This is a genomic window from Comamonas fluminis, from assembly GCF_019186805.1.
Lineage (GTDB): Bacteria > Pseudomonadota > Gammaproteobacteria > Burkholderiales > Burkholderiaceae_C > Comamonas > Comamonas fluminis.
The window spans coordinates 3338179-3350927 of record NZ_CP066783.1 but is presented as its reverse complement, the minus strand read 5'-3'; the positions used below and the strand labels follow the sequence as shown (position 1 = coordinate 3350927).

Sequence of the window (12749 nt, the reverse complement as noted above, 5' to 3'; positions counted from 1 at the left end):
CTCCTGCGGCGGCTTAGGGAATGGGGCACTTGGGCACACGGGTCTCGCCCGGCTCCATGCGCAGCTTCACATCCAGCTTGAAACCGCTTGCGCCATCAGACTCAAACTGGCGCAGCAGCGAGCCCACGGCACCGAACACCACGTCATCCTGGGCATGGGGGTCATCCACATCAAAGAACTGCGTGGCCAGCACCTTGTGGCCGGGGGCCACCACCAGAAAGTGCAGATGGGCGGGGCGCATGGTGTGGCGGTTCTGGGCGGCCAGCAGCTCGCCACAGGGGCCGTCCACTGGAACCGGGTAGCCTGCGGGGCGCACGCTTTCGAACGAGAAGCTCCCGTTCTCATCGGTCACAAAGCGACCACGCAGATTCATGCGGGGCTGGGACTCGTCCTGGTTTTCATACAGCCCTTTGGGCGATGCCTGCCAGGTTTCCACGCGGGCACCGGCTAGTGGCGTGCCATCCAGCGACAACACTTGCCCGGTGACCGTCAGGCGCGGGCCGGGTGTGTCGTCAGTGGAAATGCGCTCGCCGTTTTTGCGCTCTGGCTGGTTGGCACGCCAGAACGGGCCGATCAGTGCAGGCTCGGTGCCGCCAGCTTCCAGCGCGTGGCGGGCGTCGTTGAGCTGAACCAGCGTGGCCAGCCCCAGGATGTCGGCCAGCAAGATGCCTTCATGCTTTTTGGGGCCGCTGGCTTGGCCGATGGCGACCAGAAAGTCCAAGCCCACTTCCAGCTCGGCGGGGGCAAGGTCGGCCTCCAGTGCAAACGCATGCAGGTGGCGGATGCCGATCTCCAGAATTTCCTTCAGTCGCGGATTGCCGGTGTTGGCGTTGGACTTCAGCACTGCGGCCAGCAGCGCCTCAGGGCTGGTAGAGGGGAAAACATGCTCACACATCGCGGTCTCCTTGCTGATTTGTGCCGATGAATAAATTGATTAAGGCAAACGATTGCCTTCAATTTATGCCAAAGAAACAGCTTTGAAAAGATGATGAACTCACTGATTTGAATCAATGTGTGTGCTTTCCTTATAAATTTAGGGAAAACGATTGCCCTTATGGGGAAGAAAGCCGTGTGTGAGCAACAAGGTTTGCTGCGAGGCAGGCACGGATGCCTCAATGCTCTTTTTGAAGAGTGTTTGAAAGCGCAAACCGATGAACAGCCGGTGCACTGAGGGCTTCTGCACATGGCTGGATAGAAAAAAGGAAACCGCCTTTCGGCGGTTTCCTCTTGGTGTTTGTGGAATGTGGGCGGCGCGTCAGAACTGGTGACGCATGCCTACGCCCATGCTGCGGAAGTTGCCGTTGATGCCAGCTTGCCAGAGGCTGGAAAAGCTTTGCGTGACGGGTACGTCATCCTGATGGCCGTAGAAGGCATAGACCTTGGTGCGGCGGCTCAGGTTGTAGTGGTAGGCCAGCAGCCACTGGTTCATGCTGGACTTTTCACGCATTGATCCAGGCTGGCTCGGGTTCAGACTTTCTGAAGAAAAAGAGAAATTTTTGCGGCCGATGCTGGCGTGGAATTCGGAGGCACCCAGGACATACTTACCGGCGATACGCAGCGTGTTGCTGTGGGCGTGGGACTGTTCCAGCCCGGGCCAGAGATCACGTCTTTCACTGCGCTGGTAGTAGGCACCCAGCGCCCAGGTGCCGGTGTCATAGCTGGCGCGCAGCGAATAGTCCTTGTCCTTGAGCTTGTCGCCGTGCACATCACCTTTGAGTGTGCTCTGTGCATAGCCAAAGCCTGCACCCCAGGGGCCACGTTCGTAGCGCACACCCAGGTCAACGCCATCACGGTATTGAATATCGTCATACCAGACGGCTTTTTCGCCAAAGCGGTATTGCAGCTCAGCGCTCAGGCCCGCCAGGCTGGGGGTGCGATAGGCCAGCACATTGGAGTGTGAGTTGGCGTTGCTGAAGCTGTCTGCGGTGGAGCCCACATTGTCGTTATGCCAGCTGATGGCTTGCGCCGTGGCTTCGTACGATGCGTGCTTGAACGTGCCCATGCGCACCATGCCCCAGTTGCCGGCCAGATTGACTTCGCTGCGGCGTTTGAAGTTGAACGTATCGTCCTCGCCCCATGTGTTGGAGCCGCTACCGCTATCGGCGTTGATGCTGGACTCCAGCACAAAGCCTGCCTTCAGACCTCCACCCAGGTCTTCCTGTGCTCGCAGGCCGATGAACGAGCCATTGCTGGCCATGCCGGTGGTTTTGGCGCCGCCGTACTTTTGCTGTTCGACAGATACATCAATGCGGCCATACAGCGAGACGCTGCTTTGCGCCAGGGCCGCGCTGGTGCTGCCCAGGGCCAGCAATGCCAGCAGGGCGTAAGAGTTGGATTTCATGGATTCCCTCAGTCACTAAGATGGGTTGCGCTCAATGGGCGCATTTATCCTCGGGGCCCAGTACGTTTCTGGAGCCACGGGGGAATCTTAGAAATCAGCGCAGGCTTTGGGAATCACTGAAATTGGTTATTTTGCAGAACTGGTCTGCAATTGCTGCGCGTGGTGGCGCAGGTGGTCGTCGATAAAAGTCTGAATGAAGTAGTAGCCGTGGTCATAGCCCGCCTGGCGGCGTAGCGTCAGCGGCTGGCCCACCTTGGCACAGGCAGCTTCAAAGGCTTCGGGCAGCAACTGCTTTTCGATCAGGAACTTGTCGGCCAGACCCTGGTCGATGAGGATGCCGGCAGGGTAGGGTGCGGCAGACAGCTGGCCCATCAGCTCGCTGGCGTCATGCTTGGCCCATTCGGTCTTGTCCTCGCCCAGATAGCCGCTGAAAGCCTTGTGGCCCCAGGGGCAGTTGACGGGGTTGGCAATCGGGGCAAAAGCCGAAACCGACTTGAACACGCCGGGGTGGCGCAGCGCCAGCGTCAGCGCGCCGTGGCCGCCCATGCTGTGGCCGAAGATGCCCAGACGATCCATGTCCACCGGCAGCTTGGCTGCAATCAGCGGCAGCAAGTCGTTGAAGATGTAGCTCTCCATGCGCCAGTGCAGCGCCCAGGGCTTGGTGGTGGCGTCCAGGTAAAAACCTGCGCCCACGCCAAAGTCCCAGCTGTCCGACTCACCGGCCAGACCCGCACCGCGTGGGCTGGTGTCCGGGCAGATCAATGCGACGTTGAGTTCGGAGGCCAGACGCTGGGCACCGGCCTTGGTCATGAAGGTCTCTTCGGTGCAGGTCAGGCCCGCCAGATACAGCAGGGCGGGCACCTTCTCGCCCATCACCGCCTTGGGTGGCAGGTAGACCGAGAACTTCATGGCCAGGCCAATCTCGGTGCTATGGTGTTCGTAATAGCGCTGAGCGCCGCCAAAGCAGGCGTGGGCGTTTTTTAGTTCCATGATGGTTGCTCCTAAAAAAGAAGCTGCAAGTCATTGAAAATCGTTGACTTGCAGCTGTTTTATATTCAAAAAACCAATTGCCGTTCGTGCGAGCGGCTCCGAAATTGAAAGCCTAGGGCGCAATCTTCAAAACTGGCATGCTCGATCAACGAGACACCGAGGAAGGGCCGTCCCGCACCGAAGGTGTCGTCCCCCTTCCGCGAAGCGAGAAAGGGGGAAGGCGCAGAGCGCCTCAGGGGGTTACGAAGCGTCAGCGTAGTTCACAACACTACGGATCGACTTGCCTTCGTGCATCAGATCAAAGGCTTCGTTGATCTTGGCCAGGCTCATGGTGTGGGTGACGAAGGGTTCCAGCTGAATCTTGCCAGCCATGGCGTCTTCCACCATGCCGGGCAGCTGGCTGCGGCCCTTGACGCCGCCGAAGGCCGTGCCCATCCACTTGCGGCCGGTCACCAGCTGGAAGGGGCGGGTGGAGATTTCCTGGCCGCTGCCTGCCACGCCGATGATGACTGACTGGCCCCAGCCGCGGTGGGCGCATTCCAGCGCGGCGCGCATCACGTTGGTGTTGCCGATGCACTCAAAGCTGTGGTCCACGCCCCAGCCGGTCATCTCGACGATGACTTGCTGGATAGGCTTGTCAAAGTCCTTGGGGTTCACGCAATCAGTGGCGCCAAAAGTCTTGGCCAGTGCGAATTTTTCGGGGTTGGTGTCGATGGCGATGATGCGGCCAGCTTTGGCCATCTGCGCGCCTTGCACCACGGCCAGACCGATACCGCCCAGACCGAACACAGCAACCGTGTCACCTTCTTGCACCTTGGCGGTGTTCCACACGGCGCCCAGGCCGGTGGTCACGCCGCAGCCCAGCAGGCAAACCTGCTCGGGGTTGGCGTCGGGGTTGACCTTGGCCAGCGATACGGCGGCTACCACGGTGTACTCGCTAAACGTGGAGCAGCCCATGTAGTGATAGATAGGCTCGCCGTTGTAGCTGAAGCGCGTCGTGCCATCAGGCATCACGCCCTTGCCCTGTGTGGCGCGCACGGCTGTGCAGAGGTTGGTCTTGCCGCTCTTGCAGAACAGGCACTCGCCGCATTCAGCGGTGTACAGCGGAATCACATGGTCGCCGGGCTTGACGCTGGTCACGCCTTCGCCCACTTCCACCACAATGCCAGCGCCTTCGTGGCCCAGCACGGCGGGGAAGATGCCTTCGGGGTCATCACCGCTCAGGGTGAAGGCGTCGGTGTGGCACACGCCGGTGTGGGTGATCTTGACCAGCACTTCGCCAGCCTTGGGGGGAGCCACGTCGATTTCGACGATTTGCAGGGGTTCTCCGGCTTTGAAGGCTACGGCGGCGCGTGATTTCATGATGGTCTTTCTATGGAAGGCGGGAAAGCGAGGCCCTGAACAGCCTCGCTTTGCGAAAGCCCGACTTTAGAGCATGTGGCCCGGCCCTCGAATGGTGATGGCCGCAGGGGCGGGTCAGTTGGCCGCAGATCAAGGTGCGAGGCTGGGTTTCAGTCTTCCTTGTTAGGCAGCAGCGGCCCCCAGACCTGGGCCTGTGCCTCGGGTGGGCCTTTCTCGGTATAAGCGGGCTTGACCTCGATGGGGCCGTGATTGTTGCACTCCACCACCGCCCACTGGCTGGGCTTGAAGCGGGCATCCGGGCCATCTGGTTCGGGCTTGCCAAATTCAGCCTGGATGTCGTATTCGATCAGCGGCACGTTGAACCGCGCCAGCTGGCCTTTTTTGCAGTCTAGGTATGGCTGGGATGGGTCACGTACCCAGGCGCCATAGTCGCCATTCACATTTCTGTCGAAATGAAACACCGGGCTGATGCGCTGGTCGCGGTCCAGTTCCAGTTCATCCCCTTCCATCGCGCTGGCCCACACGCCCGCAACCTGCACGGGATGGGCAAAGCGCACTGCATCCAGTCGGTTCATGCGCAGCGGGCGCTGGGGCTCGCCATTGTCAAAAGCGTTGTAGCTGTTGATCAGGCTGCCCTTGGGGATCAGCAACTCGCCATATTGAAAATCCTGCGGCAGCACAAACTGCTCGCGGCTTTGGCGGTAGTGGGTCTGCAGTGTGAATTTGCGGTCGAACTCATAGGTCTTGTACAGCAAAAACAAGCCCCAGATGCCACCGGCCGCCACCAGCAGCGCCACCGTGATGGTGCTGGCGCGCCAAAAGCGTTGGCGTTGCGCTTTGGGCAGATGGTGATTGCTGGACCGCCAAATCGCGCCATAGGTCAGCAGGCCCAGGCCCAGCAACAGGGCCAGAAATGGAGACAGCAGCAGCACAAGCTGGGGCCAGGAAAATAGCGGGCCAGGAATCATGAATCTTTACTCGCGTTGCAGAACGGGATTCCCCAACTGTAGCGATGGTTGCATGGCTGCCTGCGTCAGCGAATGGCCGGGCCTGCGTATAGTTGCTGCAGTTTGCTGCAGCTCATTCAATAAAAATGCTCTGTAGCGCAATATCTATCTGCGTTTCTAGCTCTTATTTTTGATATGGAACATCGCCACGCTGGCGCCCATCGCGTTGATCTGGTTGTTTACCCCGGCTTTAAAGCGCTGGAGGCCATTGGCCCCATGTCGGTGTTCGACTATGCCAATGTGCATCTGCGCCAGAAGGGCCTGCCCGATGGCTATGCCGTGCGCGTGGTGGCAGCAAAGGCCGGGCTGGTGCAGTCAGACACGCTGATGGGCCTGCAGGCCACGCACACGCTGGCGCAGGTCGAGGCTGATGGCACGGGCTGCACTGTGCTGCTGGTGGGTTCACGCCATATCGAGCAGGTGCTGGCCGCCTCGGGTGAACTGGTGGACTGGGTGGCCCGCGTGGCCCCGCAGGTGGGCCGCATGATTGCGCTGTGCAGCGGCAGCTTTTTTCTGGCCGCCGCAGGCGTGCTCAACGACCGGCGTGCGGCCACGCACTGGAGCGTGGCGGGCCTGCTGGCGCAGCGCTTTCCGCGCATTGCCGTGGATGCCGATGCCATCTATGTGCGCGACGGCAGTTACTGGACTTCAGCCGGAGTGACTGCGGGCATTGATCTGGCACTGGCCGTGGTGGAGCAGGACTTTGGCCACGCGCTGGCGCTGGAGGTGGCGCGGGATCTGGTCATGTACCTCAAGCGCCCCGGTGGCCAATCGCAGTTCAGCGTCTCGCTGGCGGCGCAGGCCACACAGCACGATGGAGTGCAGGCCGCGCAGCAATGGGTGCTGGAGCATCTGGATCAGCCCATGCCGCTGGCGCTGCTGGCCAGCAAAGCAGCGATGAGCGAACGCAACTTCCGCCGCGTGTTTCTGCAGGAGACGGGCTGCAGCCCCAGCACCTTTGTAGAGAGCGCAAGGCTTGAACGTGCCAAGCAACTGCTGGAGAACCTGGGCAATCTGCCCCTGAAAACCGTGGCGGCCAAGGTGGGGCTGGGGTCAGAGCAGGCGCTGCGCCACCTGTTTGTGCGCCGCATGGGCATTACGCCGGTGGTGTACCGGGAGCGCTTTGGGGATTGAAACCGGGCTGTGCGGCGACTGAGCCGGCATGCCTGAAACCGGCCATTGAGTACCTGCTTACTCTTTGTGCACGCAATGTGCAAGAAAGATTCAGCAGCCTTTGCGACACAGTTGGCTAATCTTTTGGTAACCCAGTTACATGCACTTGCAAAACTATAATTTCGCCCACTCCAAGGTGGGCACGGCAACTGCATAACAGGTGGCCTGCCACAGATCGGTAAGAGTCGCTCACACATCCCCTGATACGTCGTTGCGCTGCCCAGTCGTACTTTTGTACGGACTGCCGCTGCGCGCTTCGCGTCAAACACAAACCCTGGGTTTGCGGGGTGTGAAAGCAGCTCTAAACGGGCGCTGCGAACCAGCGCCACATTTTGTTCAGGCCACATCTGCTGTGCACTGGCAACCAATCAGCGAATCCAAATCATGAGCAGTATTGCTATTTCATCCATTCTGGTGGTCCTCAGCATTGTGGCCATCATCTTCCTAACGTCCAAGGTGAAGTTCAGCGTCTTCGGATCGCTGTTTGCCGTCTCTCTGGCGCTGGCGCTGGGCTCTGGCATGCCGCTGGGCAAGGTGATTGATACCCTGAAGAGCAGCTTTGGCAACACGCTGGGCGGCATCTCCTTCATCATCATCTTTGGCGCCGCGATTGCCGTGTGCATGCAAAAAAGTGGTGGTGCACTGAGCATTGCCAGCCATATCCTGAAGCTGGCCGGAAAGGGTAATGCCAAGGCTGCCATGGCCTGGACGGGTTTCATTCCCGGCCTGACGATCTTCTGCGACACCGGCTACATCATCTTGAGCGGCATTGCGCGCAGCGTCAGCGCCAGCTCCAAGACCTCGATGCCGCTGATTGCCGCCATCATGGGCTCCTCGCTGTTTGTGGTGCACTGCCTGGTGCCTACCCACCCCGGCTCGCTGGCTGCCGCCACCACGCTGAATGCCAATCTGGGCATGCTGGTGCTGGCCTCCATCGTGTTTGCCATTCCCGGCCTGCTGGCTTCCTACTACTGGGCTGGCCTGATGAACAAGGGCCAGAACTACGCCCCGGCCGAAGCCGAAGAAGGTGCCGATGAACTGTCGCAGCGCGATCTGCCCAAGTTCAGCCATGCGCTGCTGCCCGTGGTGCTGCCCCTGGTGCTGATTTCGATCTCCACGCTGCTGACCACGCTGGGCATGAAGGAAGGCGTGGCCGTGGTGTTCCACTTCCTGGGCAACCCCGTGATGGCGCTGCTGGTGGGCATGCTGTGCGGCATCTGGCTGCTGATGAAGCATGGCGGCCAAAAGGGTGACTTCACCAATGTGCTGGAAGAGGCCATCGTCAAGGCTGGCCCCATCCTGATCATCACCGCTGCGGGCGGCATGTTCGGCGCCATCATCAAGGAAACCGGCGTGGGCAACGCGCTGGGCCAGGTGCTGGGCGGCGCTTCCGTGGGCCTGCTGGTGCCCTTCATCATTGCGGCGCTGCTCAAGACTGCGCAAGGCTCTTCCACCGTGGCAGCGCTCACCAGCGCCGCCATCATTGCGCCCAGCATGGCCACGTTTGGTCTGGATTCGGAAATGGGCCGCATGTTCGCCGTGCTGGCCATTGGCGCCGGTTCGATGATTGCATCGCACGCCAACGACTCCTACTTCTGGGTGGTCACCAAGTTCTCCAACATCGAGATGCAGCAATCGCTGCGCGTATTCTCCTCGTCCACCGTGGTGATGGGCCTGGTGACCTTTGCCTGCATCTGGGCCGCCAGCGCCTTCATGCTGTAAACCACTCTTTGCCCCGCGTGCAGCCTGCATGAGGGGCATGGCCTGCGGCTTCGAGCCTGACTTCCTCTGCGTACTGCGGATGGCAAGCGCTCGAAGCCGCAGCCGTTTGCGAAAGCCGAATCCATGAAAATCGTCATTGCCCCCGACTCATACAAGGAAAGCCTGTCCGCTCTGGAAGTGGCCACGCAGATCGAGCTGGGCTTCAAAGAAATCTTTCCCAGCGCTCAATACATCAAGGTGCCCATGGCCGACGGCGGCGAGGGCACGGTGCAGGCCATGGTCGAAGCCACGCAGGGCCGCCGTATCGAGGTGCAAGTGACTGCCCCGCTGGGCGAGCGCATTACCGGCTTTTACGGCCTGACGGGCAACGGCCAGACTGCCATGATCGAAATGGCCGCCGCCAGCGGTCTGGCGCTGGTGCCGCCAGCGCAGCGCAATCCGAATGTCACCACCAGCTATGGCACGGGCGAGCTGATCGTGGCGGCGCTGGATGCCGGTGCGCGTCACCTGATTCTGGGCATTGGCGGCAGTGCCACCAATGACGGCGGTGCAGGCATGTTGCAGGCACTGGGTGTAAAACTGCTCGATGCTGCAGGCCATGAACTGGCCCGTGGCGGTGCGCCGCTGGCGCAACTGGCGCGTATTGATGCCTCGGGCATCGACGCCCGTCTGGCCCTGTGCCAGATCGAAGTGGCCTGCGATGTGGACAACCCGCTGACCGGCCCGCGTGGTGCCTCAGCCATCTTCGGCCCCCAGAAGGGCGCAACGCCCGAGATGGTGCAGTCGCTGGATGCGGGCCTCAAGCACTTTGCCCAGATCATTTTGCGTGACCTAGGTGTGGATGTGGACGCCGTCGCTGGTGCAGGGGCTGCAGGCGGCATGGGCGCGGCCATGATGGCTTTCTTGAAGGGGCAACTGCGCCCCGGCTGCGAGATCATCGCCAAGGCTGTGGGGCTGGATGCAGCCGTGCAAGGCGCTGATCTGGTCGTCACCGGCGAGGGCCGCATTGACCACCAGACCATCTTTGGCAAGACGCCGTTTGGTGTGGCCACCGTGGCCAAGCGCCACGGCGTGCCGGTCATCGGTATTGCAGGCGGTTTGGGCACCAACGCCCATGTGGTGCACGACCATGGTATTGACGCCATCTTCAGCGTGCTCAGCAGCATCTGCACGCTGGACGATGCACTGGCCGATGCCGAGCACAATGTGCGCAGTGCCGCACGCAATATGGCTGCGGTGCTGGCCATAGGGCAGCGCATGGGCTGATGCCGCTTGCCCGCCAACGCCATGAAAAAACCCCGGTCCGCAATGGCCGGGGGTTTTTCATGGGGCTCAGAACATCGGGCTTAGAACATCGGGCTTTTGAAAAAGTCCAGCGCAGCCTTGGCTGCCGCAAAGTTTTGCGCGATCTGGGCTTGCTGCTGGGCAGACAGTTCAGGCTCTGCTTGGATGGGTTTTTCAGCCGAAGCCTTTGATTTGTGCGCGTTTGCATCTATTAAATCAGAAGCGGGTGCGAGTTTGGGCGCGGGGCTGGCGGCCAGCAACTGCGTCAAATCCAGGGCGGGGTTGAGCTGCCACAGGCAGGACACATAAGTTGCCATGGACACCGCTGCATCGCCACGCTCAATGCGCGCCATGGTGGGTTGAGAAATGCCCAGTCGCGTGGCCCACTGGGCCTGTGTTTCGCCCCGGTTTTTGCGCAGTTCAACAATGCGCTGTGCCAGCTGCTCGATCTGCAAAAGAATGGCGGGCGGAAACTCTGCGGGACTGGTGTTCTGACGAGGCATGGCGCAATGGTAGGGCGGTTTGGAGGCCGAAAACCGCAAAGCAGCTGCAAATCATCCTGCAGACCGGGCTGTGGCGCTGGCAGGCGCTTACGGCATGAGCAACGAGGGCCAGCTGCGGGCCGTCACGCCCGACAGGGGCAGTGTGAAGAAGAGGTCATCGTCGGAGTCCATAGTCATGGGCTCCTGCCAGTGGTTGCTCTTCAGGGTCATCATTGCCTGAACAAAGCGCTGCACCACAGCAGCCTCGGTCAGCGTGGGGCTGACTTGCTGCTGCAACCGCAGAGCGATTTTCTCTGGCAGCCCCGCAGCGCGCAGTTCATCAATCTGCTGCAGCGCGGCGAAGTCGAGCTGCTGCAGGGCTTTGACAAAGGCTGCTGGCGTGATGGAGCGAGGTGTGCGGCGATGTACAGAGAAGCGAACATCGGCAGCGGAAAATTCCTCGCTCAGGCGCAAAAAGGAGGGAATCTCCAAGTCTGAGCTTGCCATTAGCGGTGTATTGGATTGTTTGCGGTGAGTGCGCCAGACGCTGGGAACACTGGGTGAGCTGTCTAGCGGTGCTGACAGCAGCGTGCCCGCCCCGCCCCAGCCTGCGGCCAGCATATGGGGCACTTGCACCAGGTCGGGCAGATCAACAGGTTTGTCCTGCTCGGCGCGTTCGTGCACCAGCACAAAGTGGGTCTGATCGGTAATCAGCTGATAGCGCAGCGCCAGCTTTTCCAGCTGTTCTTCGCTCAGCGGGCGCTGGTATGTGGCCATGGATGCCAAGTCCGGCTGCAGCTTGATCAGCGCTTGGGTAGCCATGCGCGCCAGGCTGTTGTCGTTATCAACGACGGTTTGCGGCAGGCAATGCGCCAGCAGCAAAGGCTCGGTGGCTCCATCCACGTGGCCCGTCAGCTGCAGCGGCTGCTGGCTGGGCCAGGCGCCTTCTATGCGCAGATAGACCTGCAAATGCTCGTCGGCAAAAGCATGGCGGGGCAGTGGCAGTGTGGACAGCAGCTTCACATCCGCCGGAAGCTCCAGGTGCAGCTGCGTCAGCACAGGGCTGCGCAGGCGGTGGAACATGCGCAGTATGGCGGGCTGGGCATCTTCGTCCGGGGCCACAAATTCACAGCTGCCGCCGGTGGCAAGCGCCAGGCGCCGCAGATGCTGCTCTGCAGGGCTGGCACCAATGCCCACGATAAAAATACGCTGCGCTTTGTGGCGGGCGGTTTGAATCAGTGCGTCAATGGCAAATACCTCGCCGTCCGTAATCAGCAGCAGATCGCGTTGCTGCGGGCCCGGCAGCCCTAGGGTGCTGAGCAAGGCCGATTCCATCTCCGTGCCGCCCATATCGGCTTGCAGCTGCCGCGCCCAGCTCAGCGCGTGTTCGCGCTGGGTGCTGTCCATGTTGACCATGCGTGCATGGCAGTGCTGATGCGTGCTGCCAAACTTGCTGAGACTGAACTGGTCTTCTGGCCCGAGCTGCCCCAGCATCTGCAGTAAGGCATTGCGGGCGCTGTGAATGCTGTCGCCATTCATGGAGCCGCTGCAGTCCAGCAAAAACTGCACCTGCACGGCGCGAGGCGTCAGCTCTTGCTGGGCAAGTGTGGTGTTCAGGCAGGCCATCACCACAGATTCTTCTCGCTCAGTGAGGTCGATTGCCGCACTGGCCATGCTGGTCGAGGGCAAGGCATCAAGCTGAATCACCAGATCGCGGTCCAGGTATTGCGCCTCGGTCAGCCGCAGCACACAGCCATCGCTTTTCAGCTGGGTGCTGGTGCGGTGGCTGGGGCAGCTGATAAGCGCCTGGGCCAGTTCGCCTTCGATATGGATTTCTGCCGAGAACGGATATTGCACCTGCGAATCCGTCTGTGGTGCCAGATGCGGCTCAAAGCCCCCGTCACGCACCGCATCGCCATAGCGCGGCGCCATGGTGGTGGGCAGCATGCAGCGCAGACTGCCTTGCGCGGGCAGCAGAACCTGGCTGTAGTGAAGATGGATTTCACATTCCTCACCCGCCAGCAGATTGCCCAGCTCCATGCCCAGAGAACCATCGGGGTTCACCGAAATCAGCACGCTGCTATTGCCTTCTTCCAGAGCCACTTCGTACCGGTCACGCGCCTTGGCTTTGGGCAGAACTTCTCCATGCAGTGTCTGTCCGTTCAACTGCACCGAAACGGCCAGCAACACTGCGCCCCAGGGAAGAGGGCAGCTGTAGCTGATTTCGACATTGCGGCGCCCCGGGTTGCGAAAGCGCTGGTGCAGATGCATGTCCAGCAAATTGCCATGCAGGCGTGCCAGTGCGTGCATGCCCATAAAGTGCAGCGGCTGGTTTCCACGGGTGCGACATTCGGCGAAGGCTTGGGGAAGTGGCATGGGGGTGTTCCT

10 protein-coding genes are annotated in these 12749 nt (G+C 60.9%); 3 read left to right on the top strand and 7 right to left on the bottom strand.

Annotated elements, in window-relative coordinates; genetic code table 11:
- Positions 1 to 13 precede the first annotated feature (13 nt).
- From JDW18_RS15510 to JDW18_RS15490, 5 genes are all read right to left on the bottom strand, one after another.
- Positions 14 to 895 (bottom strand): dioxygenase family protein, encoded by an 882-nt coding sequence (locus tag JDW18_RS15510; protein ID WP_218240292.1) that lies wholly within the window; start codon positions 893 to 895, stop codon positions 14 to 16.
- 360 nt (positions 896 to 1255) lie between these two features.
- Positions 1256 to 2341, bottom strand: a complete 1086-nt coding sequence (locus JDW18_RS15505; protein WP_218240291.1) for a porin — start codon at positions 2339 to 2341, stop codon at positions 1256 to 1258.
- 126 nt (positions 2342 to 2467) lie between these two features.
- The gene (fghA, locus tag JDW18_RS15500) at positions 2468 to 3331 is read right to left on the bottom strand and encodes an S-formylglutathione hydrolase (RefSeq protein ID WP_218240290.1); all 864 of its coding nucleotides are present in this window, start codon (positions 3329 to 3331) and stop codon (positions 2468 to 2470) included.
- Positions 3332 to 3571: 240 nt separating this feature from the next.
- Positions 3572 to 4693, bottom strand: a complete 1122-nt coding sequence (locus JDW18_RS15495; protein WP_218240289.1) for an S-(hydroxymethyl)glutathione dehydrogenase/class III alcohol dehydrogenase — start codon at positions 4691 to 4693, stop codon at positions 3572 to 3574.
- A gap of 149 nt (positions 4694 to 4842) precedes the next feature.
- On the bottom strand, positions 4843 to 5625 hold the full coding sequence (locus JDW18_RS15490; RefSeq protein ID WP_246609968.1) for a hypothetical protein: 783 nt from the start codon (positions 5623 to 5625) through the stop codon (positions 4843 to 4845).
- Positions 5626 to 5835: 210 nt separating this feature from the next.
- On the opposite strand from JDW18_RS15490, the gene JDW18_RS15485 reads away from it, so the two are divergent.
- The 3 genes from JDW18_RS15485 to JDW18_RS15475 all read left to right on the top strand — a co-directional run bounded on the left by JDW18_RS15485 (position 5836) and on the right by JDW18_RS15475 (position 9861).
- Entirely contained in the window at positions 5836 to 6834 is a 999-nt protein-coding gene (locus JDW18_RS15485; protein WP_218240287.1) for a GlxA family transcriptional regulator, read from the top strand.
- 423 nt (positions 6835 to 7257) lie between these two features.
- Positions 7258 to 8595: a GntP family permease gene (locus tag JDW18_RS15480; RefSeq protein ID WP_218240286.1), complete on the top strand. Its 1338-nt coding sequence runs from the start codon at positions 7258 to 7260 to the stop codon at positions 8593 to 8595.
- 123 nt (positions 8596 to 8718) lie between these two features.
- Entirely contained in the window at positions 8719 to 9861 is a 1143-nt protein-coding gene (locus JDW18_RS15475; protein WP_218240285.1) for a glycerate kinase, read from the top strand.
- A gap of 80 nt (positions 9862 to 9941) precedes the next feature.
- Here the strand turns inward: JDW18_RS15475 and JDW18_RS15470 are convergent, their stop codons facing one another.
- Together JDW18_RS15470 and JDW18_RS15465 are read right to left on the bottom strand one after the other, a co-directional pair.
- The gene (locus JDW18_RS15470) at positions 9942 to 10382 is read right to left on the bottom strand and encodes a helix-turn-helix domain-containing protein (protein ID WP_218240284.1); all 441 of its coding nucleotides are present in this window, start codon (positions 10380 to 10382) and stop codon (positions 9942 to 9944) included.
- Between the two features lie 87 nt (positions 10383 to 10469).
- Positions 10470 to 12737: a VIT and vWA domain-containing protein gene (locus JDW18_RS15465; RefSeq protein WP_218240283.1), complete on the bottom strand. Its 2268-nt coding sequence runs from the start codon at positions 12735 to 12737 to the stop codon at positions 10470 to 10472.
- Positions 12738 to 12749 lie beyond the last annotated feature (12 nt).